This is a genomic window from Methanomicrobium sp. W14, assembly GCF_017875315.1.
Lineage (GTDB): Archaea > Halobacteriota > Methanomicrobia > Methanomicrobiales > Methanomicrobiaceae > Methanomicrobium.
In genome coordinates, this window is record NZ_JAGGMM010000001.1 from 584,579 (window position 1) to 608,229 (window position 23,651).

Annotated in this window: 28 protein-coding genes; 9 read left to right on the top strand and 19 right to left on the bottom strand. The window is 40.5% G+C overall.

Features of this window, described 5'->3' with window-relative positions; translation table 11 throughout:
• Positions 1-88: 88 nt before the first annotated feature.
• A complete protein-coding gene (locus J2128_RS03050) occupies positions 89-1,330 on the bottom strand; it encodes a Coenzyme F420 hydrogenase/dehydrogenase, beta subunit C-terminal domain (protein ID WP_209689538.1) in 1,242 nt (413 codons plus the stop codon).
• A 2-nt stretch (positions 1,331-1,332) separates the two neighbouring features.
• Positions 1,333-2,895: a molybdopterin oxidoreductase family protein gene (locus tag J2128_RS03055; protein ID WP_209689539.1), complete on the bottom strand. Its 1,563-nt coding sequence runs from the start codon at positions 2,893-2,895 to the stop codon at positions 1,333-1,335.
• Between the two features lie 124 nt (positions 2,896-3,019).
• On the opposite strand from J2128_RS03055, the gene J2128_RS03060 reads away from it, so the two are divergent.
• The 3 genes from J2128_RS03060 to J2128_RS03070 all read left to right on the top strand — a co-directional run bounded on the left by J2128_RS03060 (position 3,020) and on the right by J2128_RS03070 (position 4,927).
• Positions 3,020-3,568: a DUF6431 domain-containing protein gene (locus J2128_RS03060; RefSeq protein ID WP_209689540.1), complete on the top strand. Its 549-nt coding sequence runs from the start codon at positions 3,020-3,022 to the stop codon at positions 3,566-3,568.
• A gap of 55 nt (positions 3,569-3,623) precedes the next feature.
• Positions 3,624-3,833: a molybdopterin-binding protein gene (locus J2128_RS03065; protein ID WP_209689541.1), complete on the top strand. Its 210-nt coding sequence runs from the start codon at positions 3,624-3,626 to the stop codon at positions 3,831-3,833.
• A 176-nt stretch (positions 3,834-4,009) separates the two neighbouring features.
• Complete coding sequence (locus J2128_RS03070; protein ID WP_209689542.1) at positions 4,010-4,927, top strand: HdeD family acid-resistance protein; 918 nt, start codon at positions 4,010-4,012, stop codon at positions 4,925-4,927.
• 74 nt (positions 4,928-5,001) lie between these two features.
• Here the strand turns inward: J2128_RS03070 and J2128_RS03075 are convergent, their stop codons facing one another.
• A complete protein-coding gene (locus J2128_RS03075) occupies positions 5,002-5,805 on the bottom strand; it encodes a pyrroline-5-carboxylate reductase (RefSeq protein ID WP_209689544.1) in 804 nt (267 codons plus the stop codon).
• Between the two features lie 129 nt (positions 5,806-5,934).
• Entirely contained in the window at positions 5,935-6,753 is an 819-nt protein-coding gene (locus J2128_RS03080) for a sulfite exporter TauE/SafE family protein (RefSeq protein WP_209689546.1), read from the bottom strand.
• 205 nt (positions 6,754-6,958) lie between these two features.
• Between J2128_RS03080 and J2128_RS03085 the strand changes: the two genes are divergently transcribed.
• Both J2128_RS03085 and J2128_RS03090 read left to right on the top strand, forming a co-directional pair.
• Positions 6,959-7,369, top strand: coding sequence for a DUF6508 domain-containing protein (locus J2128_RS03085; RefSeq protein ID WP_209689548.1), 411 nt, complete (start codon positions 6,959-6,961; stop codon positions 7,367-7,369).
• Positions 7,370-7,538: 169 nt separating this feature from the next.
• A complete protein-coding gene (locus J2128_RS03090; protein WP_245323282.1) occupies positions 7,539-8,822 on the top strand; it encodes a deoxyribodipyrimidine photo-lyase in 1,284 nt (427 codons plus the stop codon).
• Positions 8,823-8,883: 61 nt separating this feature from the next.
• Here J2128_RS03090 and J2128_RS03095 read toward each other — a convergent pair whose 3' ends face one another.
• The 6 genes from J2128_RS03095 to J2128_RS03120 are packed head-to-tail and all read right to left on the bottom strand — an operon-like array spanning position 8,884 to position 13,991.
• On the bottom strand, positions 8,884-9,255 hold the full coding sequence (locus tag J2128_RS03095) for a 4Fe-4S dicluster domain-containing protein (RefSeq protein WP_209689553.1): 372 nt from the start codon (positions 9,253-9,255) through the stop codon (positions 8,884-8,886).
• Positions 9,256-9,260: 5 nt separating this feature from the next.
• Positions 9,261-10,343, bottom strand: coding sequence for a nickel-dependent hydrogenase large subunit (locus J2128_RS03100; RefSeq protein WP_209689556.1), 1,083 nt, complete (start codon positions 10,341-10,343; stop codon positions 9,261-9,263).
• Position 10,344: 1 nt separating this feature from the next.
• Positions 10,345-10,737, bottom strand: coding sequence for an NADH-quinone oxidoreductase subunit C (locus J2128_RS03105; RefSeq protein ID WP_209689558.1), 393 nt, complete (start codon positions 10,735-10,737; stop codon positions 10,345-10,347).
• Positions 10,734-11,177 (bottom strand): NADH-quinone oxidoreductase subunit B family protein, encoded by a 444-nt coding sequence (locus J2128_RS03110; protein WP_209689561.1) that lies wholly within the window; start codon positions 11,175-11,177, stop codon positions 10,734-10,736. The genes J2128_RS03105 and J2128_RS03110 overlap by 4 nt, the downstream gene beginning before the upstream one ends.
• Before the next feature lie 10 nt (positions 11,178-11,187).
• On the bottom strand, positions 11,188-12,060 hold the full coding sequence (locus tag J2128_RS03115; RefSeq protein ID WP_209689563.1) for a respiratory chain complex I subunit 1 family protein: 873 nt from the start codon (positions 12,058-12,060) through the stop codon (positions 11,188-11,190).
• Positions 12,057-13,991 carry a proton-conducting transporter membrane subunit gene (locus J2128_RS03120; RefSeq protein ID WP_209689565.1) on the bottom strand — a complete coding sequence of 645 codons (1,935 nt, stop codon included), beginning with the start codon at positions 13,989-13,991 and terminating at the stop codon, positions 12,057-12,059. The genes J2128_RS03115 and J2128_RS03120 overlap by 4 nt, the downstream gene beginning before the upstream one ends.
• 522 nt (positions 13,992-14,513) lie before the next feature.
• On the opposite strand from J2128_RS03120, the gene J2128_RS03125 reads away from it, so the two are divergent.
• Positions 14,514-15,095, top strand: coding sequence for a nitroreductase family protein (locus J2128_RS03125; protein ID WP_209689567.1), 582 nt, complete (start codon positions 14,514-14,516; stop codon positions 15,093-15,095).
• 455 nt (positions 15,096-15,550) lie between these two features.
• Here the strand turns inward: J2128_RS03125 and J2128_RS03130 are convergent, their stop codons facing one another.
• The 3 genes from J2128_RS03130 to J2128_RS12675 form a co-directional block, all read right to left on the bottom strand.
• Positions 15,551-16,177: a hypothetical protein gene (locus J2128_RS03130; protein WP_209689568.1), complete on the bottom strand. Its 627-nt coding sequence runs from the start codon at positions 16,175-16,177 to the stop codon at positions 15,551-15,553.
• The gene (locus J2128_RS03135) at positions 16,177-16,419 is read right to left on the bottom strand and encodes a hypothetical protein (protein ID WP_209689570.1); all 243 of its coding nucleotides are present in this window, start codon (positions 16,417-16,419) and stop codon (positions 16,177-16,179) included. The genes J2128_RS03130 and J2128_RS03135 overlap by 1 nt, the downstream gene beginning before the upstream one ends.
• Positions 16,420-16,855: 436 nt before the next feature.
• Positions 16,856-17,200 carry a transposase gene (locus J2128_RS12675; protein ID WP_245323283.1) on the bottom strand — a complete coding sequence of 115 codons (345 nt, stop codon included), beginning with the start codon at positions 17,198-17,200 and terminating at the stop codon, positions 16,856-16,858.
• 652 nt (positions 17,201-17,852) lie between these two features.
• Between J2128_RS12675 and J2128_RS13005 the strand changes: the two genes are divergently transcribed.
• On the top strand, positions 17,853-17,981 hold the full coding sequence (locus J2128_RS13005; protein ID WP_209690195.1) for a transposase: 129 nt from the start codon (positions 17,853-17,855) through the stop codon (positions 17,979-17,981).
• Between the two features lie 509 nt (positions 17,982-18,490).
• Here J2128_RS13005 and J2128_RS03150 read toward each other — a convergent pair.
• Positions 18,491-18,994 carry an isoprenylcysteine carboxylmethyltransferase family protein gene (locus tag J2128_RS03150; protein ID WP_209689572.1) on the bottom strand — a complete coding sequence of 168 codons (504 nt, stop codon included), beginning with the start codon at positions 18,992-18,994 and terminating at the stop codon, positions 18,491-18,493.
• Positions 18,995-19,627: 633 nt separating this feature from the next.
• Here J2128_RS03150 and J2128_RS03155 point away from each other — a divergent pair.
• Positions 19,628-20,011, top strand: coding sequence for a hypothetical protein (locus tag J2128_RS03155; RefSeq protein ID WP_209689574.1), 384 nt, complete (start codon positions 19,628-19,630; stop codon positions 20,009-20,011).
• Here J2128_RS03155 and J2128_RS03160 read toward each other — a convergent pair.
• The 3 genes from J2128_RS03160 to J2128_RS03170 are packed head-to-tail and all read right to left on the bottom strand — an operon-like array spanning position 19,995 to position 21,699.
• Complete coding sequence (locus J2128_RS03160) at positions 19,995-20,564, bottom strand: hypothetical protein (protein WP_209689577.1); 570 nt, start codon at positions 20,562-20,564, stop codon at positions 19,995-19,997. The two genes, J2128_RS03155 and J2128_RS03160, sit on opposite strands and share 17 nt — an antisense overlap.
• Before the next feature lie 18 nt (positions 20,565-20,582).
• A complete protein-coding gene (locus J2128_RS03165) occupies positions 20,583-21,233 on the bottom strand; it encodes a hypothetical protein (protein WP_209689579.1) in 651 nt (216 codons plus the stop codon).
• Positions 21,172-21,699: a hypothetical protein gene (locus J2128_RS03170; protein WP_245323284.1), complete on the bottom strand. Its 528-nt coding sequence runs from the start codon at positions 21,697-21,699 to the stop codon at positions 21,172-21,174. The genes J2128_RS03165 and J2128_RS03170 overlap by 62 nt, the downstream gene beginning before the upstream one ends.
• Before the next feature lie 237 nt (positions 21,700-21,936).
• Between J2128_RS03170 and J2128_RS03175 the strand changes: the two genes are divergently transcribed.
• Positions 21,937-22,647, top strand: a complete 711-nt coding sequence (locus tag J2128_RS03175) for a radical SAM/SPASM domain-containing protein (protein ID WP_245323285.1) — start codon at positions 21,937-21,939, stop codon at positions 22,645-22,647.
• 250 nt (positions 22,648-22,897) lie between these two features.
• On the opposite strand, the gene J2128_RS03180 is transcribed toward J2128_RS03175, so the two are convergent.
• Together J2128_RS03180 and J2128_RS03185 are read right to left on the bottom strand one after the other, a co-directional pair.
• Positions 22,898-23,347: a NusA-like transcription termination signal-binding factor gene (locus J2128_RS03180; protein WP_209689581.1), complete on the bottom strand. Its 450-nt coding sequence runs from the start codon at positions 23,345-23,347 to the stop codon at positions 22,898-22,900.
• Positions 23,348-23,351: 4 nt separating this feature from the next.
• Positions 23,352-23,639 carry a 50S ribosomal protein L30e gene (locus J2128_RS03185; RefSeq protein WP_209689583.1) on the bottom strand — a complete coding sequence of 96 codons (288 nt, stop codon included), beginning with the start codon at positions 23,637-23,639 and terminating at the stop codon, positions 23,352-23,354.
• Positions 23,640-23,651: the final 12 nt, after the last annotated feature.

Here is a 23,651-nt window from a genome sequence, read left to right on the forward strand (position 1 = left end):
TAATGCAACAGTTGACAGCTTAAATTATATTATTACGACATCAGAAACAATTCACTTTGACTGCCGGCAAAAAAATGTATTTATAAATTTACTCTTCTGCAAAGATGTTGAATATCTGATCAGAACCTGTGTCCGAAAGACGCTTTCTTTCTGTCGGCTCTTCAACAAGAGACAGAATAGGAAGGTCGAGGTTTACACCAGGTTCATATCCAAACATATCCTGCATCTCAAGCTGCAGGGCATGCATATACAGTGCGTTTGGAATATCCATTGCACAAAGCTCCTGGCACTGTCCACAGTTTACGCAGGAATCTGCAATATGCGAGTAGCGTATCAGGTGGAACATGAACGGAGGGTTGACAACTCCGGACTCAACGAGATACGGCTTCTTTGTGGAGCACTCCACACAGTAGCATATCGGGCAGTTCTCAATGCACTGGTAGCACTTTATGCAGCGTGAGGTCTGGTCCATTATGAAATTAAGGCGGTCTTTGCCGTTTCCAAGTTTTTCAAACTGTGCGTCACGGCATTTGTCACCGAGCTTAAGCATGGCATTCTCAACTTTGCCACGGATAGTTGTTGCAGGACCTTCAGGTGCGGCTGTCTCGATTGCCTTTCCGGCTGCCTTTGTGACAAGGTCGGCACCTTTGTCTGAACAGACTTCGATAAATGTAGCTTTCCCGGATTTGTCACCGATAACTCCCCAGTTACCACATGCAAGGTCACACTGGCGCGGAATTTTTGTCTTGCAGCGCTGGCAGTTCAGACGGCGTCCGTAACCTTCCTCTTCAAGTTCGTCTATCTTGATTCCCTTGTGTTCACCGTCTTTTGTAATTACAATGAACTGACCCTTATCTATCTCTTCTTTTGCGATATCATCGGGGTTTAGGCCAAACTTCTCCTGGATCATCTCGCGGGCCATGATTGGGCTGACTGAGCCACCGCAGTTAAGGCCTATTGTTATGATGTTGTCAAGATTGACCTGCTGTCTTTTTGCAAGTTCATAAAGTGCTTTCGCATCGCAGCCTTTCATTGTAACTGCTATCTTCATGTTCCTTGCGCCGTCAAAGTACTTCTTTATGAGTTTCGGCATGAGGAGCGTACCACAGTGAAGTGATCCTGCACACTCTGCAATCTTCTCAGGGTCTGTTATCAGAACAGGCTGTGCATCGTAGAGGTCAACACCTTTTTTCACTGCAAGAACTGCGTCTACTGAACCACTTTCAAGTGCAAACTTAAGAAGTGAAGTTACTGCTCCACCACACTCTCCTCTCTTGAGCGCTTCTTCATCTTTTGCCCATGCCCAGAGCATATCTCCTTTAGCTACCATATTCAGGCCTCCACTTTCTCAATTTTCGCAGCTATAGCCTTCTCGCCAGCCATAAGCATGCATACGCAGGTCTCACCTATGCACATGGACGGGACGAACACAACCCCTTTCTCCATGTCCTTGGTAATCATCACAGGCATAGTTAGTGATCCATTTTCTGTTGTGATTTTTACTTTATCTCCTGCAAGAATTTCTTTTTCCTTTGCATCTTCGCTGCTTATCTTGGCAAAGATCTGGGGAACCTCACGCACCAGAGACTTGCAGTTCTCGGAAAGTGTTCCCATACCACCAAAACCGTGCCAGATTGTTGCACCTGTTGCAAGTGCAAACGGATATCCCTCGGAAGTTGCAACAGCTGTCTCAGAAGCGTCTGCAATAACAGCTTCTTTTTCAGGAAGCACATATCCGTCTTTTTCCAGTGCCTCAAATGAGAGATCAGAGTATATCGTCTTGAAGATTGACTCTGCAGACTCAAATCCGAAATCGGCACCAAGTTTTGCTGCAACGTCAGCGATTATCTGCCAGTTTGCCTTTACGTTTTCAGCGGGCTCCTGTGCCTTTCTGACAAGCTGAATACGGCGTTCCGCATTTGTAACTGTACCGTCGACTTCTGCGAACACTGCTGCAGGAAGAACCACGTCTGCTGCTTTTGCTGTTCCAGTAAGGAATGAGTCCTGTACAACAACAAATTCTGCATCAAGCGGACCAAGGTCTTCGCCCATAACATAGTATGCCTTAATCGATTCCGCGAATGCATCAGTGTATGGCTTGTCTGCACCGAGAAGAAGAGCGCCGCGTCCGTTGGACTGTGCAGGAAGAGCGCAGAACACTGCATTTTTGGAGTCTGCAAGTTCTTTTGCAGCCTTTGCAACAGCTGCTTCGGCGGATGTCATTCCGATACCGTAAAGAACAACTCCGGCCTGACCTTCAACGAGTCCCGCAGCCTCAGAGATTGCAGCCGCTTCCGCACCGGGTGCAGCCTTGACAAACTCTGTCGCCATCTTTGCCATAGGGCTTGCATAGTTGTCTATGACGATTACCTTCGCACCTTTGTCTTTTGCATTTGCAATTCTTCTTGCAACGAGCGGGTGTGACTCGACGATGTTTCCTATTGCAACAATGCAGTCTGCTTTTGCAATTGCCGCAATATTTCCGGCTGAAGCGTCAACGCCGACTGCTGCCGGACTTGTAAAGTTTTCGGTCTTGAAAACTTCCTTTGCAAGCTTTCCAAGTGCATAAATATCTTCGTTTGTAGCATTTGCCGAAGCTACAACCATTACTTCCTCAGGCTTGAACGATTTGCACTTGTCTGCAATTACACCAAGTGCCTCTTCCCAAGTCGCCTCTGCAAGTGCATCTCCTTTTTTTATCATAGGAGTTGTAAGCCTTGCCGGGCTGTTGACAAGTTCATATGCAAAGTGTCCTTTCTGGCAGGTCTTTCCGTCGCATACCGGTGAGCGGTGGAAAGGTGCCGAACCCACAACTTTGCCGTCTTTCACGACAAGGTTAAAGGAGCAGCCTGTTCCGCAGAAGGGACAGACTGTTGGTACATATTTGAATTCCATAATCTAAACCTCTAACACAGAAATGTTTGGTATTTGTGATATATAATAACAATGTTTGGCTTTCCTAAACATACACAATAACGGTGGAAAATATTATATCTGATTGTAGTTTTATAATCAGGATATGAAAAAAGTTGCAATCCCGCCTATGGTCTCTGATATCATAGAAAACGGGGTTATAAACATCAACGGCTTTCTGTTCGATTCGCACGACATATGTCCTCACTGCGGGGGAGAGCTCAAAAATCACGATATAAAAAAGAAGAAATTTGTGACTATGCAGAAAAACGGTGAACCTGAAAATATTACAGTCAATATAAGAAGATTGAGGTGCAGAAACTGCAAAAAGCTTGTATATGCAGATTCTCCTTTCTATGATAATATACGTCTCGGATCGCCGATAGTTGATTTCTGCACTTTAAACCTGAGAATTCACCCTGCTAACCACATATCAAAGATACTGAGGAGTTTAAACATTCTGGTTAACCCTTCAACTATAAGAAGCCTTAAAAAAAATTCAAATCCAGGAGATATTCCTTATATAGAATTTCATGGAATCCTGTTTCCTTTGTCTCTTCTGAACATATCTGAGAGCCTTCGTAATGAAGAGATTTCTGAAGGAAATATGCTGATTTTCCAGATGACGGGAAGAAATACCGGGACAAAAAAGTAGTTAACCAAAATTATATATCCAATTATCCACGATAGATAGCTTAGAGGTAATTCAAATGAAATACAGCGCAAGAAATGTTTTGAAAGGAACAGTAAAGGAAGTTCACATCGGAGAAGTTGCAGCTGAAGTCATAATCTCACTTCCCGGCGGTTCTGAGATTGTATCAATGATAACAAAGGAATCCGTTGAAAAACTTGGCCTGAAACCGGGAAAAGAGGCATGCGCAATAATCAAGGCATCCAACGTAATTATCGGCACTGACTGACTTTTTCATAATTCAACACTTTTTATAAGCTGTTTTTGGGGATTTCCAAAAGAATAATAAATAAATAAGTATCCGGCTTTGATCCAGTCTTAAAAACATAACCTAAAAATAAGAATTTGGTCCAAAATAATATATACAATAACCCTTACCATGTTAATTTGAGGAGACATTCTGATTTGCCTAAGCTAGATGATTTTCTGGAACCCTTAAACAAAGGAGTATGGGAGGTAACCGTGCCAAAGGAATCTGTCACAGAACCTTTAAGCAAAGAGTGGAAAAATTCTTCAATTAATGTGCCATCTCCCGGGACAATAGCAAGCTACCGAAACGGTCAGTATCATGTCCATGAAACAGAGATGGAATGGAAAGTCCACCTTGACAGGCATGACCCTGAAAAACACCCGTTTCTGCACCTTGTCGATGACGCCCCCCTTCTTCTCATGATAGGAGACACGTTTATAACTCTTATTTCAAGCCTGAAGATAAAGAAGACTGACACTACAAATGAAATACTGGAAAAACAAAGCAGGGAATGGCGTCTTCAGGTAATATCAGGGTTATTTCTTATTTTAATAGGTGCGGACATTATATCTGATCCAATCGGAGTGTTTGCGCAGATAACTTCTGTCGTAATACCCCTGATACTGATAATATTCGGAGTTGCCGTAATAATAGGCGGTATTTTCAACCTGAAAAAAGAAAAATTCCTTGAGGGGGATGTTCCGGGTGGTATAATTATAATGTCTGCCGGCGTAATTGCATCTTTTCTGACACTGAAATTGTGGATTTTCATTCTTACAGTCGTTTTGTCAATATGGATGTTTGCAAGTGCCGTCTTTTTGCTGTGGCGTGTCCGGAAAGGGCGTTCAGCTGTACCTGAAGGATTTTACAGTCGCATGGTTATTGGAATTTTTTCACTGGTGCTTGTAATCTCTGTTTTTTATGTTCCCGGTTCAATCATCAGTATACTGATGATGACTGTAGGTCTGATAGTAACTCTTATCGGAATTGTTCTTACAGTAAACGGACTGCATCTGAAGTATATTATGAAAAAAAATGCAAAAAGACAAAAATATCTTAGAGAGAAAAAATAAATTCAGATTAATAAAATTTTTATCATCCGGAAATATTAATTAGCTGCCATTCCACAGAATCAGTGCAATTGCAACTAAAGTTTTTGTCCAAGATATTTATGCTTTAAATCCATACTCTGAAGGATTTCATCAAACAAACGTGGGGACTTTTCTTTTACGACTTTTACACCCTCATATGTTATTCCGCCCTCTGTGGAAACTGCCGAGACCAGTGATTCAGGAGTCTCTGCTTTTTCAGAGATAAGTTTTGCTGTACCAAAAAAAGCTTCTGTTAAAAGGCACTGTGCATCGGATACAGATATTTTCCCGCTTCTTGAAACGGCAGACGCATATTCCCTGATCAAAGAGGCTATTATTGCAGGAGAACTGCTTGTAAGATCTGACAAAAGCGGCACCAGGCTTTCATCCGCTCTAAAAGTTTTTCCTATATGGCCAAAAAGTGTTATAATGTCTTCTCTTGTTTTTGTGGGTACATTTTTCGGAAAAGTCAGGACTGTAACTCCGCATCCACATTCTGAAGTAATGCTTGGTATAACCCTGACCGCATCAAAACCGGACCAATTTTTGATCTTTTCCATTGAAACATCGGAAGCAATTGATACAACCGTTTTTTCGCTGTTCATGACTGATTTAATGTCCTCCAGAACTTTCTTAACTTCTCCCGGCAGTACGCATAAAAAAACCATCTCCGAATTTTCGGCAACATCTCTGCTGCAAAATGCAGTTTTTACTCCGGTATTTTCGGCAAGAAGGTTCATTTTTTCAGGAGTACGGTTGAAAACGATAATATCTCTGGGCAGCAGCGCTTTTGATTCAACAAATTTTCTTACCAGCATACTCCCCATACTTCCTGTGCCTATGAATCCTGCTTTAAACATATTCTCTTTTAAATGTTTGCCATTTAAACAAGATAAAGAATCAGTGAAAAGCAGTTGCAGGGCAGAGACTGATTCACCTAATGAAATACTACTGTAGGATACGGTTATAAAATAATAAAATAGCTTTTTTCAGATAATTCCAAGCATATCTGTCGTAAGGAAAAGCAGAAGGGCAATATAAACATATTTCACATAGTTCTGGTTGATTTTGTGCAACAGGTGCACACCGACCTGGGCCATAGGAACAGATATTAAAATAAGAATTACCCACCATGTCAGGTTTATATAACCCAAGGTAAAAAACGGAGAAATGTCTGCAATTCCTCCAAGTGTTATATATGACAAAAGACCCCCTACTGAAACTCCGATCACAAAAACGGATGTCGTTGCAGATGCTGTCTTTGACGGAAATCTGCAAAAAAGCATAAGAAGCGGGGCTAAAATCACCCCTCCCCCTATTCCTATCATGCTTGATACTACCCCTACCGAAAATCCTGCAATAATATATCTGCTTTTCTGGCATACGCACATATTAATGTCGGGATTTAATTTAACCGAAAAGAGCAGAAATGCCATTAATATCATAACTACTGCAAAAAACGGTGCAAGTACTGAAGAAGAGAGGTTCGAAGAGATTATTCCTCCGAGAATCCCTCCAAAAAATCCGCAAACAGCGGTAATTACTCCTATATCTTTTAATATGACCCCTTTTCTGTAGTGACCGTATGCACTGGACAAAGACGTCGGAAGGGTGACCGCAAGACTTGTCGCTATAGCGAATCTTAATGCTGTATCTGAATCCAGTGCAAAGGGACCTGACAAAAGGCTGTACTGCACGGGGACAAGTACAGTGCCCCCTCCTATTCCAAGCATTCCTGAAAAAAGACCGGCAAGAGCTCCTCCTATGCACAGAATAAAATATGTTACTAACCCGGAACCAAAGTCCATAGAGAAAACCTGACCTGTTAACACTAATTTGGAAGTACAAAACTAAATAATGCATGTTCTGACGAAATTCCCTTAAGCACAAAAAATTCATGGCATTTTCTTTATTATAGTTTTTTTAAAGTGATGATTCTTTATAAAACAACCAAAAAAACTCATTCTATAAATAAAAGATATTTACCATAAGACCCAAAACTTTAATCTGTAAATGAACAGAGAAGGAGAAATCCCTGCAAAAGAAAACTTTGAAGCAATAATAAAATGCACGAGTTCTCTCAAAGAAGGCTTAATTACTGAAAAAAACAGGGAAGAGATTGAAAATTCAGGAACATGCCGGGAAATTATGGAATTTACAAAAACACTTTATTATAATAACTGGCTGATAAACACCCGCTGGCAGGACTGGACTTCTGAAGCGGAATTTTATTTTGGAAATCCTGACAGGATATCAACGGCAGGTATTGAAACCCTTAGAAGAATTCTCACGGTTCACGTAAGAATAGACAGACTTTTTCCCGGAGAGATAGCCGATCTTATAAGCAGGGGTTATATCCTTTTGATTCTTGAAAGAATAAATGAGCTTTATGCAACAGAGTATTCCGATATCAGGGATAACTAAAAGATACAAACTAAAAACACAATTTGTTTACACTTTTTTTTAACTTCAGAATAATTATATTCATATTCAAAGCATAACACCAGGTTTAATGCTTTCGCATGAGAACTTACCCCGGGTAGCATACCTGAATAACAAAACTGTCAGAGAAGGTAAATATATCCTTTACTGGATGCAGTCCTCTGTCAGAACAGAATACAATTTTGCCCTTGAATATGCAAAGGAGATGGCATACAAAAAAAATCTTCCCCTTATTGTTTACTTTGGAATATATACTGGATACCCTGAATCAAACTTAAGGCACCTGAATTTTCTTTTATCAGGTCTCAGGGAGACTGTTGACACCCTGAAACAGGATAATATACAAACTTTTCTCAGGATAAACTCTCCCGAAAAAGGTGCAGTTGAACTGGGAAAAAATGCGTCAGTTGTCGTCACAGACTGCGGTTACCTGAAAATCCAGAGGAAATGGAGGGACTATACCTCAGAAAATCTTGAATGTCCTGTAATACAAGTCGAATCAGACGTAATTGTTCCTGTAAAAGAAGCATCGTTAAAGGAAGAATGGTCTGCTGCAACATTCCGGAGAAAAATAAACAAAAAAATTCCCCTATACCTGAAAGATTACGAAATAAAGAATTATCCTGTTAAAAGCTATAAATCCATACAACCAGAAAATTTTTTTGAAGACCTGAATATCACAGATATATTAAGTCTACCTGAAGTCAGAAAGGATGTAAAGCCGTCCAAATTTTTTCATGGCGGGTATTCCAACGCAAAAACAGTTCTTGAAAAATTTATTTCAGACAAAATTGAGTGTTATTCAGAATTCAGGAATTTTCCTGAAAAGAGCTGCCAGTCAAGCCTCAGCCCTTACCTTCATTTCGGCCAGATATCACCTCTTGAAATAGCACTTGAAATAATAAATTCGGGATTTTTGAATCCCGAAGAATTCCTTGAACAGCTCATAGTAAGAAGAGAACTTGCGATAAACTATGTCACATATAACAAAAACTATGATACGATAAAAGGCATTCCTGACTGGTGCAAAAGGACGCTAAATGAACATATTTCGGATAAAAGAAAAATTCTTTATTCTGTTAACGAAATGGAGACGGCAGAAACTCATGATCCTTACTGGAACGCAGCCCAGGAAGAGATGAAGATTACAGGTAAAATGCACGGCTACATGAGGATGTACTGGGGCAAAAAAATTATAGAATGGTCACGGTCACCAAAAGACGCTTTTAACACAGCCGTTTACCTGAACAACAAGTACTCGCTTGACGGAAGAGACCCGAACACTTACGCCGGTATTGCATGGTGCTTCGGAAAACACGACAGGCCCTGGAAGGAAAGAGAGATCTTCGGAAAAATCAGGTACATGAATGACAAGGGACTTGAAAGAAAGTTCGACATGTCAAAATACGTTGAAAAAGTTAAAAAATACCGGTAAGAACAAATTGTTCATTAAAAAAATCAAAAAAATAAGCTTTTAAAAAAATATTGGATTAGTCTTATTCCTCTGACTTTTCGGCTTGGGCCTTTGGAGTCCCCTTAAAGCTTTCAACGAGCGGACCGGAAATTACAGGCTCATGATACACGTTATTCAGTTTAAGACAGCTTTTAGGGCATGTTTCAACGCATGAATTGCATGATATGCACCTGAACCTGTCAATACTCCACGTAGCAGAACTCTTGTCAACAGTGATGGCGTCTGCCGGGCAGTGCATCCTGCACAGACCGCAGAAGATACAGTCATCTATGTTTATCTCGACCTGCCCTCTGGAATTCTCATATCTCTTTGCCGGCTCACTCGGGTACCTTAATGTTGAAGGACCTCTTCCGAGAGTCTTCAAAAGGATTTTTGTAATTGAAAACAACTGCATACATATCACCTCTCAGCGCATCCGATGCAGGGGTCAATAGTAAGAACTATCACCGGGACATCAGCCATCTCACAGCCTGCAAGCATCTTTACAAGGGCCGGAATATTTGCAGAAGTCGGTGTCCTTACACGATCACGCTGAATATTCTTTTTACCGTTGGCTTTGATGTAATGAATGCATTCCCCGCGGGGCTGCTCAACCCTTGAGAAATACTCTCCGTTAGGATTGCCTTTAACTTTTACATCAACGTCTCCGTCGGGAATATTGGCAACTGCCTGCCGGATTATGTCAACCGACTGCAGAAGCTCCTTTGCACGGACATTGCACCTTGAATAACAGTCGCCGCCGGTCTCAACCACCGGTGCAATGTCAAGATCGTTGTAGGCCGCATATCCGGTTTTTCTTACATCATATGATATCCCGCACCCTCTTGCAGTAGGACCTACGGCACCAAGTTTGTATGCATCGTCCTTTGACAGGAAACCTACACCTTTGGTTCTGTGGCGGACAGTATCATCATCGAAGAATACATTGCACAGGTCTTCCATCTCGGATGAAAGTATATCAAGGTCTTTTACCATTTCAGAAAGCTTTGAGTTGGAAATATCCTTTCTTACTCCGCCTACCTTGCATACGCCCTGGATTACACGGCCTCCTGTAGTCTCCTCCATTGCATCAAGTACCTTTTCCCTTAGTCTCCATGAGTTCATGAAAAGGTTTTCAAAACCCATTGCATCGGCAAAGAGGCCAAGCCAGAGCAGGTGACTGTGAAGCCTTGAATACTCGGACCATATAGTCCTCAGATAATCTGCTCTTCTCGGGACTTCAAGATTCATTATGTTCTCAATACCCTGGCAATAGGCGACGCTGTGGATAAAACTGCATATACCACATATCCTCTCTGCAATATAGACAAAGTCCTTATAGTCGCGTTTTTCAACAAGCCTTTCAAGACCGCGGTGAACATAGCCGATAGAGGGAATAGCCTCCACTACATGTTCATCTTCAAGGACAAGGTCAAGGTGAATAGGCTCAGGCAGAACGGGATGCTGGGGACCGAAAGGAACCACAATTCTTCTTGACGACATTTCAGTTTGCACCTCCTTTGGGTTCTGATTTTTTGACACGCGTCACGGATTTTACGTTAAACGGTGCTTTTATGCTTGTTTTTATCAGATTCCCGTTATAATCCAGGTTAATTCCTGTAATCTCAATACCGTAAAGGTCGTGAATCTCGTTTTCGTATATAAACGAACATGAATATACCCCGGAGATGCTTGGGACCTTTGTACCTTCTGTAAGCTTTATACGAAGATTTTCAAACATGTAGTCCTTGTCGAAGGAATAGTTTATCTCAAAGGTGTCGTCAAATTTTCCGCATCCGATTTGTACAAGGCGGTATCCTTTATCGGACATCTCCTGGACGCACTTCAGCAGACTGTCGATCTCTATCTCCATAATCTTTTCTTCTTCTATCGTCAATTTGACCCGCCTCCTTCCTTGAGAGCCTTGTATTTTTGATCAAGTATTCCAAGAGCCTTGACAACCCCGTCAATTATGGCTTCAGGTTTTGCAGAACAACCGGGGACATATACGTCGACTGGGATTATCTCACCGACACCCCCTGATACGTTGTAGCATTCCCTGAAGACTCCTCCGGAACATGCACAGATTCCTACTCCGACAACGACATTGGGTTTTGGCATCTGGTCATAGATGTTTTTTATAACTTCCTTGTTCTGCTCATTCACGCTCCCGGTTACAAGAAAGATATCCGCATGTTTGGGGTTACCTGTATTTATTATACCGAAGCGCTCTACGTCATAAAGTGGTGTGAGACTTGCAAGAACCTCAATATCACAACCGTTGCAGCTCGACGCATCGTAATGTATAATCCATGGAGATTTTGTTAAGTATGACATTCATTTCACCTCATATCAGATACAGTGCAAACAGGTTCACACACCCCAGTACAACAGTAACTATCCAGCAGCTTTTCAATGCAAGCTGCCATTTTACCCTTGACGTCGCATTGTCAATGAATATTTCAAGAACATAAACGACGATTACCGCCAGTATTCCGATTAAAGGCGCCGCCAGACCAAAGAACAGGAACAAAAATCCCAGCAGGAATATAAGCTCGTATAAATGGGCAAGTTCAGTCATCGCAAATGTCGAGCCTGAAAACTCAGTGGTCAGACCTTTTACAAGCTCCTGGTGGGCATGGTGTGATGTTGCAAGGTCAAACGGTGATTTTCCAAGCTTCATCGTGAGAATGTACACCATTCCGACAAAGATTCCCGGGAGAAATATTATCGGGGCAACCGGACTCTGGATGATTCCAGCAGTATCAAAGGAACCAGTTATCTCATAAAGTCCTATTGCAGCGATTATAATCATAGGCTCAACGGCCATCAGCTGTATAAGTTCTCTTTCAGCGCCGATATGCGCATATGGCGAACCTGTGGAATATGCACCAAGGACCACAAACACGTGTGCAAGCGTAAGTGCAAATATCACAAGAAGAATATCGCCTCCTGCAAAGAACAGCACTCCCGTTACTATCATGAATACCAAGTAACTGAATACCCAGAAATTCTGTGATCCGTGAACGACAATATTCTCCTTCTCAAAAAGTTTGAATATATCATATAAAGGCTGGAGTACAGGCGGACCTACCCTTCCCTGCATCCTTGCCGTCAGTTTTCTGTCAAGCCCCATTATTATTCCGCCTACAAGCGGGGAGAGAATAACAAAGAGCACTGCACAGATGAATGAATAACTTGTGAATATATCTGAAATCATGCTCCAATCACCACTCCTGTAATATTTAAGACGACAACTACAGCAAGGACTATCAGGAGGAATATGGTAAGCACTACCGAGAAATGAGCAAGGTCTTTCTCTCCGAACATATTTTCGATATAATAGTTTGAAAGAGTAACCTCTTTTGTTACGCCCATACTTCCTGCAAAACTAAGTCCTGCATTTGCAGGCCTTGCACCCATATACTGGCTCTTTATGGTTCTACCCTTCCCAAAGTGCCCGATAGACAACGGAAGCAGCAGGATTAAAACCATCATTATCAGCATGATTAAAATATTATTCAGACTGAGAAGTTCGGAAACCGATCCGTATACTCCGCCGATATAAGGCTCGATAAGATATCTTGAGATCAGCGGGAATGCCAAGCATGTGAAAACAGTCAGTCCGGCCAGGCTGTATAGAGTGAACATTTCATTTGACGTTGCCTCATGCTTTAAGGGTTTGTCCGAAGTGCCCTGGACTTCTATCAGTCTTCCCATCCATTTTGCCCAGAAGAATACTGTGATTCCGCTTCCGAAAGCTATCATCGCAATGAGGAGCACTCCAAAAGGCGGAATGGCGTTTACAAATGCATGTATCGTCGCCCATTTGGAGATAAGCATACCAAACGGAGCAAGGAACATTCCGGCCATTCCGATAAGCATCATGACTGCAATCTTTGGCATTGTAGAGATAAGACCTGACATGTCCTCAATATCCCTTGAATGCTTCTGGTGCTCGACAGACCCGACCGAAAGGAACAGAAGGGACTTTGCAACGGCATGGAATATTATCAGAAGAATTGCAGCCCATACAGCTTCCTGGGTACCAATTCCGGCACAGGCTACGATAAGCCCGAGATTTGCGATTGTAGAATACGCAAGGACTTTCTTGCCATTGCTCTGGCCGATTGCTATAGCTGAGGCCAGAAGGAATGTTGCACCTCCGATAACCGCTATTATTGCACCGGTAAGACTTGCTTCAAAGATAGGAGCGAATCTGACGATAATATATACACCTGCCTTGACCATTGTGCTGGAATGCAGAAGTGCCGATACAGGAGTCGGTGCCACCATTGCACCAACAAGCCATGATGAAAAAGGCATCTGTGCGGATTTTGTCAGACCGGCAAAACCTATCAGGGCCGCAGGCACCATTGCAACACCAGGGCCTGCAGCAATCAGGTCATTTAAGTAGATATAGCTGGCATCTCCGGTGTACAGCATTATGAACATGACCGCAACAGCAAAACCTACTCCGCCAACGGTGTTCAGAAGAAGTGCCCAGAAAGCATTTTTCCAGGCGATTTTATCTCTTGCATATCCTATCAGCAGGAATGAACATACAGTTGTAATCTCCCAGAAGAACAGTAACCAAACTATCTGATTCGAGAAGACAACACCAAACATCGCCGATAAAAACAGAAACACAATGAAGAAGAAAAGTTTCCTGTGATCTTTGATTTCCGGGTGCATTTCATGATATCCACGCATATAACCGACAGAATAAACGCAGATAAGACTTCCTATTATGCCTATTATCAGGGCCATTATCACCGAGAACTCATCAACAAAAAACTCGTGAGAGAGTGCGGCATCAAAAGGCGTAAAATGTTCAGAGTATGTAAGTATTGCAGCCTGAACAACAGCAAGGACTGCAATAAGATAATGCTTGAACTTAATACTTATACCGATAATAAACAAGGAAAGCGCAAGTTCAGCAACAATCATTACCGAACCCAGTAAACTGGATCCAATAGAGACATAAGTTATACCTTTTCCGAAACTCTCCACAAAAAGGTAAACCGATCCTGCTGCCGTAATTAAAGCAGCAATTTTTACAACTGTATCCCGAACTTTTCCGTTTGGGAGCAGAAGCATAAGAATTGCCGCTATTAGCGGAAACAGGATTAAAAAGATTAGTACATCCACATAAATCCCTCTAACTAATATTCAATTTTAACTCTATATATCACTTACAATCTTTGCAATGTAAACCCCGTAAATCATAGCTGATTCGTAATAACTGCCAATATTTAATCCTATTTTTAGGAACAAACATTTTTTTGCACAAAACTATCACACGTTAAACCACAGACATAGTCTTTCATATTTGAATATTTTATTAACGATTAAGTTATCTAATTTATTAGATCTCAACTAAAACAGTCATACATTTTGTTTTTTAAGATTTAAAGCACAATCCTGAGAGAGATATATCTTTTTTTGAAGTTTACAACGACAGCTATAAATTCCTGTTGATATGCCGGAGAACCAAATCAACTAAAAAATATTGTGTATGTGATATGTCTTATCAGGGCCTGATGGCTTGAAAAACAAAACTCCTCTCCGAAAAATCTGCGCAATGAAAACCCTTGTTTTTAATCTTACACTTTTTTCAGGAATAGCCGGATCACTTTATGACCATAAAATGACTATTAGAAAAAGGTTATCATGACTGCTGAAAACGAGGTAATATATGCAATTAAAAACCGGAGAAGCATCAGGTTTTTCAAAGAAAAGGAAGTCCCTGATGAAATTATCAAAGAGCTTATTGACTGCGGGATACACGCACCTTCAGCCCTTGCACTCTACCCGTGGAGATTTGCTGTAGTAAAAGACAAAAAACTGATGAAAAAAATTTCCGACTACGTAAGACCAGTTATAATCGACAGTCTTAAAAACGCTAAAACAGGTGGAATGACAAAAAAATACCTTGAGATGGCCGGTGAAAAAAACTTCTCCATATTTTACAACGCTTCCTGTCTTCTGCTTGTTCTCGGAAGGGACGATGCAATAAGAGCAGATATCGACTGTTCACTGTGCGCACAGAATATTATGCTTGCCGCACATTCCATCGGCCTTGGCACATGCTGGATAGGCTCAGCTGGTCATCTTGAAAAAAGCCGGGATTTAATGTCCAAACTAAAAATTCCTGAAGGTTATCACTTAGTTGCATCCATTATCCTCGGTTACCCTGACGAAAAAAGGGAGATGCCAAAAAGAGAGAAACCTGAAATTGTCTGGATCAAATAAAAAAAATTGAATGACATCCCGTGCCCTGCAAAGATCCTACAACAACTGAAAAACAGCGGTTAAAAAGCAAAATCCTGTTTTTGACCTCGTATAAAACATTACAGAATTTATCAGGATTTACATTGCCATTCCGTCTTTAAATAAGATAACCAGCTCCAGTTTTCCTTACTCCAACGTTTTAATAGTTCTTCTGTTTATATATCCTCCCCTTTTGGACATTCCGTGCGGTCAGCTCTCTCATATGAAGGTTGGACAGGCTTTTATCTGCTGAAAAATTCAGAAAAGAGCCCTGACCACAAAGGTCCGAACATTTATCAGTTAAAAAAGTCCTCTTCATATAAAATCACTTTTAATTCTCTATTCTCTTCAGCGATATCCAGCAGCAGTTCCTTCTTATACTTAACTTAAGAAATACTCCGGCACCGTGTTGGCAGGGTTTACATGATCTCCACATTTCAGTAAACCTGCCAAGTTGAAAAAGTTCCTGCAAATGCAAGGAACATGGCATATATTATCAGAACTGACAGGACAACAATTCCAATTGAAAATAACAGGCTCTTTTTAGAATAATCACGGAGAATATAGGATGCAATAAAAACCGACCAAATCAACCCGTATAATTGAAAAAAATAATTTATCACTGCAACTTCATAAGAAAGCCATTTCACAAAGGATACTATTAAGATGGCAATACTTTCTCCCACATACATAGGAATGACAAAGGCAGGAAAAGCAACACAGGAAACTTTAAGAGCCTTTTCAAAATCAAGGTTTATTTTGAACACCCTCATCAGACTATAGATTAAAACAGGAAAAACCGCTGAATAAAGTAGATATTTCAGGTGATCAACGAAGAATACACAAGAATGGAATGGCGCTAAATACGCATTTGGGAACGGCCCAAAATAGAATGAACAGAAAAAAATAGAGATCATGACTCCGAATGCAATAAATCCTGCTATTATCCAGTAGAGAACGGACTGTACCAGTCTTTCATTCCTGACTATATCAGCAGTCCGGGCCGGAGAGAAAAAAAGAAGAAATGTCCTCTTTAAAGCATTTTTGACAGATAATAAGATCATTATTCTTCCTCATGACAGGGACCCCAGACGGGATCCCAGTTTATTACGCCTGCAACCGTGAAGTCGGAGTCATCACTAATCTTATCCTGTTCCAATGCTGACTCTGAAGATCTCAATAATATTTGATATGGTTCTATCTTGTCAACAATATTCCCTAATCCTGTAACCCGGGGGAGCCTTCCTCCTTTAGGTATTAAAGACAGGACATCAGATGAATAAACAACAGCACCAGCAATTTTCATTCCACCTGATGGATAGCCCCAATGATATGTAAAAGCATTGACTTTTTGGCAATCAGTATTGATTCTGAATCGATAATCTAAATCAAATGATAATGTGTAGGTATCATCCCGATAATTTTCCAACATGAACTCAGATACTTCAATATCTGTATGTACTAAATATCCAACTGAATCAGGATGAATTCCTGTTGAATTTAAAATATTTCAAAAATCGGCTCTGTAGAAACCCTTAATGACTTTTTTCAATGAGCATATTGTGAACGATAATTCTTGTCTTAATTTCTTTGAGTTGATTGTAATATTTCCTTGAGCGTAAAGTCTCTCCATACTTACGTTTAATCATCGAAAAAACGCATTCGACAAGATTTCTCTGCCCATATTTATTTAGATCAATATTTTCAACCATTTCAAACCTGACTTCTCCGGAGTGGATCTTTCAGTCCCATTTTCTTACAGGAATTTGAGAATCTGCGCCGATATACCCCCTGATATATTCATGAATCCTTTCTGCATCATAGCCTTTATCCATCGTAAAACATTGGCTTTTTGTTACTCTTTGAGTCTGGTTGATCAATGATTTTACATGTTTTCTGTCATTTACCGGGAATTTTGAAAATTTCCAGCCCAGAACCAGCAAACTCTTTGAATCAACTGCAATTGACGTTTTTACAAAGCTCTTACGTGTTTTTCCGATGCGCTTTGAATAATAATGGCTCGCATAATCACTGGTAAACCCGGTTGCATCAATTGATGTAATTGAGACTTTTTTCCCTTTCTGCAACAATTTTCTGATTGTTTTCGTTAAAATTTTAGCAAAAATCCGGGTAGGAAATCTTGAAAAAAATTTATGGAGAGTCGTGAAAGGAGGGATTTCCTGTAAGTTTAATAATTTCCGTATCGGGGTTAAAATCTCCAAAATGTCACAAAAATCGCGATAATTAACTCCTATTTCTTCCTTTAAAATGATTAGTGAGAGAAGCTGGTGATGGTTAAATTTCTTCCGGGAAAAAACAGATGACCGAAGAGGTACATTTGATTCCCTTATTATCTCCTGAGAGATTTTCACAAGATTGATGTACCTGTTCTGCGACATTTATTACGGAGTTCCTCTTTTATTTGTGGTTAAATAATATTGGAACTCCTGTACGATCGATCTTTCGGTCGCTATTTTATCAGAGGATTTCTACAAAGCCCTAATTTTGCAATTCAAAATGAATATGAATGAATTGTTGGATTAGGAGATCGTTTGGGTGAAGTCTGTAAGATGATTGACTGGGAAAAATTTCGTCCTATTATAAAAGGATTATACGCCAACAATACAGAAATGGATGGCCGACCTAATCTCGATGAAGTTCTGATGATCAAAATGATGGTTCTTCAGCAATGACACGGAATCTTCAGAACCGGAACTTGAAAGACAGACTAATGACAGGATTTCATTCAGACAGTTCTTAGGATATCCGGAAAAGACCCCCGACAGATCTACCGTCTGGCTCTTTCGTGAAAGATTATCTGAATCAGGAAAAGACTCTTTTATCTCGAATGAATTACAGTACGGGTGAAAAATAAGTTCTCAGCATTTTGCTTTAACCTGTATCAGTTGAAGACAGTTAGTAAAAGAGCACTCTGGAGCGATAGCTGTGTAAAATTGAAAGATATATTCACAGAATAAGAGAAAAACTCAGAAGAAGGAAATCTTTGTATTTATTGAATCGTTAAAATTGGGATAATAGTAATCCTCATTAGGTTTTATTTAGAGTGATTCTTATAAATGGTAGTTCGGGGTATTCCATAATGTTTAGTTATTTTTGATATGGGAGTCCTCCAGCTTGAAGTCATTTAATTTCATCTGATGAGATATCCGCTGATGGACTTAAGGCATCCTTAGGAATTATTGGTTTTAGCTTTGGGTTCTTCGGAGGTTTATTAGATGCTTTTTAGCAAACCCGCATGATGGGCGATCCCCATCACTCAAAGCCGATAAAAATCTAAAAAGTTTGTTGGAATCAGGACAAGAGATCTAAGGATCTGGATCCTGACTATTATAGCAAGAAGGAGCAGCAATAATTCTCTACCAAATTTTTGGGATTAGTCTCCATGTGTTCTTACAATAGTCCTGATATTGCTTCCCAAAATGCTTTAATAACGATTTTTCTTCAATAAATATTCTGTATCCGTATGTGCATATACAAATCGCTAAAACTGCAAAAGGAGCTAATAATGTTCTCAATACAAAAGCAAATCCTAAAAGGGTGAGAATAGAACCAGCGTAGGCTGGGTGCCTTATGTATTGGTATGGACCATTTCTTACCAGTGATTGATTTGTTTTTGTCATGACAGATAGTGTGAATGATTCTTTTAGCATCCAGATGGAAAAACACCTTAATGCAATTCCTCCAGCCATCAGAAGAATACCAATCCAATAAAATATAGCCGTTAAACTAATATTGTAATTATCATGTATGAAAATGGCAGCATAGATACTAAAGAAAACTCCAAATATTACAACATACATAGAACCATTATCTGAGCATTTTATTCTTTCTCCGGAATGTCGACTAAATGATGTCGTCATCAACCAGATCAACATTTCGGAGTCAATCCATATTATCAAAAGAAAATTCAATAGAGGATCATTTGTGAGTCGAATTACAATGCACAACGCTGATATCATGAATATTACTGAAAATAATAAAAGAAATTCCAGTTTATATTTTGTAAGACTTTGAGCCACTCTTTATTATTCCACATAAGTATTTATATATTAAACCCACATGATAGTAATCTCATTGCACAAAGCCGATAAAAATCTACAAAGTTTGTTGAAATCAGGACAAGAGATCTAAGGATCTGGATCCTGATTTTCATAGCAACCAGTCAACTCCTGAATACAAAGCTGTTGTCACTGAACACGAATAGTAAATTACCTTCCAGGGGGACTCTGCCCCCGCTTAAAATGGATAGTGAATAATGGTATCTATTAAAATAGGAGTTACACGGTTTGCCTGCGACCACAAGATCTATAATTCATTAAAAGTGGAAATGTCCCGATGTAATTCTTTACATATTCCTTCCGGAGGATTGATTGTTCATCTAAAGGCATATGGATTTATCAGAATTTTTGTAAAATTCAATAACGAAGTTCCACAATTCCGGGCAACGAGTGTTCCTGATATGAGTCCGGAAGAAAGGAACAGAATGAATAAATTTGCATGGAAAATTAAAAACTTATTACAGAGCATTAAAACAATTCTGTGGAGTGGACAAATGCCAGGCCGGAAAGGAAGTCTCGCAGAAAAGAGAAAACCTCAACTTTGAAGTGTTTAAAGAAGCTGTCAATAAGCATGGCTTCAGGTACCTCTCCCTTCATGGGTGGGGAGAACTGCTCCTCAACCCAAATCATGCCAATATGATAAAATACGGTTCAGAGAAAGAAATTTTGGTTAATTTCACCACAAACACAACACTCATCAGGGAAAACACAAACTGCCCGGCTCAGGATCTGGAATTACCGCCTTCAGCCTCCCCGGCATTTCCATATTCACCCCGGAAAAAGAGTGCTGAAAGATTATTCATCAAACCTGTTCGGTAGGAGGCGGCGTAGGAGATGTGCATATAAAAATCGTCCAACCGCGGATAACTTTTCCGTGTAGCGCTTTATTTTCAGGTGTGTAGTTGCGGATCCATACTACGACTCTTTTTTCACTGCTGTCAAGCTGAAAAGCTAAAATTTGCAGTTCAGGATCTTTCTTAAGTTCATCGATTTCATCCATTACAGCCTTTCTTTCATTTATATAATCCGTATCAGGCTGTACCAGGACATTCCAGCCACCAATAGTTTTCCCTTCCAGCTCAGCGATCTGGTCATCATTCATATAAATCTCATAGAGAGTAATTTCTTTGTTTTCCTCATCTATTTCCCATCTCCTGACATTATACCCAAGTTCCATCGATTCAAGCTCATCATTTATCGTTTCATTCAGTTCTTCAAATGTCATATTTTCAACTACCTCCTCATTTTTATAGTTTTTATTTTCATAGAAAAAACCTGACAAAAACAGTACAATACAAATAACTGCCAGTATCGCTACGGCTGTGACGATCGCAAGATGAGGATTTTTTTTTATTTCCTGTGTAAATTTCATTTATTACTCATCCCCCACTTACCCGACAGTAACATCGCCATTTTTATCGATCAGAAAAGTTACAATAACATCTGAAGGCTCATACGTATCACAACTCCTGATCCCTATCACTTTATATATGATCACTTTAGTATCACACACATCCGATCCCTTTGGCATCTGCCAGTTGCCTATTTGAATATCGGGGTTGTCATACTGGAAAAATGTCCAATTACCCCAATCCTTTTTACTTCCACTACCTGTATTATCATTATATTCGGCGCAAACCTCATGACCGAACGTTTTATCGGGATGGTCCGGATCAGGGCAGTCATTTTCTATCAAAACACAATAGATGTCCAGCTCATAAATCTTGGTATTCAGGTCCAGGTAACAATACTCCGGGCAACCAGACTTCTCCATCCAGTAGCAGCTACTAAGCGTATTGGCAAAGTCCGTACTTTTACCTGCCCAGGCATAGCGTATTATAGCATTCTCAAAGCATACGGCATCATTCCATGAACCCGAACCTCCGCCACAGTCTGAACTACCACAGCGGTAATAGAGAATCTGATTAAAAGCCGTAAGGTATGGACCGCAGTTAGACGGAACATGACAATCCGGCACCTCAGAGACATCCCAGTCCCACCAAGTGCTTCCTGCCCCGTTTCTCCATCGCCCCAATAGCAACTCTCTGAATATTCCTGTCATGGAAATAATCCCTGAAATCCATAGGGCTGCACTCGCTCTTTCCGCCTTCAGGAATCCAGTTGTCTTCAAAGTATTTGAGAATGTAATCATCCCATGAACCAAGATGCTCCGAAGAAATAACCTCATTGACATTATCAAAGAGTTGAAGATATGCAATATCCACGGGTGATTTGCCAAGAGTTATCTCCATCAGATAAATGTCAAACCCTGTCGGGACCCATCTCTCAAACTCCGCCTTGCTTGCCGCCGCTTCAAGAGGAATGGAATAGTGGTAGATATTTTTCTTAATATAGGGCTTGAAATCATTCTGCCCTTTGTTTGCCTGAATGCACGCTACTTTGTATCCCTTACCGCTGAAATGGTTGTACAGTTTGAGTATCAGTTTCGTTTTCCCCTGTTCAGGGACTGAAGAAAATACGTAAATTTTTGGATATGATAACGTCATTTTGCCCCACCACAGATTATAATATATAATAAAATAGTAATATTAATTATTACTTTAGTTATAAAAATTAATTTAACAAGACACGCTGATACCCTGGGGACACATGATGATGAGTGATGTATAATATAAATAATAAAATACCCCCAATCCTGCAGGTCGAACCCTCAACGGACTGCAACCTCGACTGCCCGTTCTGCCTAAGAAAGAAATACTCACAAAAAGGAGAAAACCTCAACTTTGAAGTGTTTAAAGAAGCTGTCAATAAACACGGTTTCAGTTACCTCTCTCTTCACGGGTGGGGAGAGCCCCTTCTCAACCCGCGCCTTTTTTGATATAATAAAATACGGTTCAGGGAAAGGGATCTCTGTTAATTTCACCACAAACGCAACACTAGTTAAAGAAAATACAAATGAACTGCTCGGTTCAGGACTTGAGATCGTCGCATTTAGTCTCCCCGACATATTAATGTTCACCCCTGAGATCAGGCATAACATAGAACATTTCATAACATGCAGAAACAGCAGCAGAAAGCCTGATTCTCCAAAAACATACATCAATGCCGCACTGATGGAGAGGAACTTCGACACCGTAGAGAAGGTTCTCTCTGTTTCAAAGGAGCTTGGTGTGGATGCCATAAACTTCGAGAGGTCGTATCCGTGGAGACCGGAATATACCGAAAAAGAAGAGACAATCTTTAAGAAGATAACAGATGCAGCAGAAAAAACTGATTGTAAAGTCGTAGTTCCACTGCCCCATACCCTCCCCTGCAGGCTCTTCAATACTACCCTCTTCATGAGGTGGAACGGCGACATAACGCCGTGCTGCTACAGGCCGGATCACGTACTGGGTAATATAATGAAAGACGATTTTGATGACATAATATCCAAAAGAGAAAAATTCTGGAAAAACATGGCCACAGACCAGGTGTGCACCTCATGCGGGATTTAAGATCTAATCTCATGTAAATCCGGCATCATACAGTTACTCCACCGGGGCAAAATGAAAAAATCCATCAAAGGTAAGCTTTAGTGTAAAACATGGGCTTTGAATCAGTGAAGTTGACACCTGCCCGCCCCTGGAAAATAACAATAATTCTCAGAACTTTTACAGAAAGCTTCAGACTACAATAAATAAGTTATTCAGACAGCTCTCCTTTAAAACTATTCTGAATATTCAAAAAAAAAACTAAAAAGAAAAATTACAGAGTCTCATCTGTAATTATCTGGACACTCACAATATCATGCTGGCGTTCGGCAAGTTTGTTTGCCTTAAAGATATTCTTTCCGCCCTTGCCTATTGCGATTCCCCTGTCTTCTTCCTCAACATCGACAGTTGCAACATATTCGCCGTTTTCATTCTCTTCGATGTTTACGGTAAGAACACGTGCAGGCAAAAAGCAGTTCTTTATAAACTGCTCGGGGTCGTTTGAAAATTCAACGACTTCTATCTTTTTGCCGAGGTCTTCGGATGCCTTCTTTATGCTTGAACCCTGCTTTCCTATAGCACGTCCCATATCCCCGGGGTTGATGACAAAAATAAGACGATCGTTTCTTTCGTCAACTATACAGTCACGGCTTCCTGCACCGGTGATATCCTCAAATTGTTTCATCAACTGAAGACTCTGTTCGTTTAATACAATTTCTCCCATGTAATTAAACCCTCTTCAATGACAGGATATCGGAATCTCCTGCATCAACAATTGCAAGAGCACTTACAAAATGCGGTCTTCCACATGACATTCCAAGTGCCTTACTGGAGTCTTCGTATGTATATGAGAATACATCCTGATCTTTAAGATATGAAATAAATTCATCAGGACAGTTGTCTGCTACGACAACCATCTGTGCTTTACCCTCTGAGATACAATCTTTTGTTTCTTTCTGGCCGATTACTACATTGCCAGATTTAATTGCGCGTCTGAGAGACGTTTCGAAATCCATTGAAATTCTCCT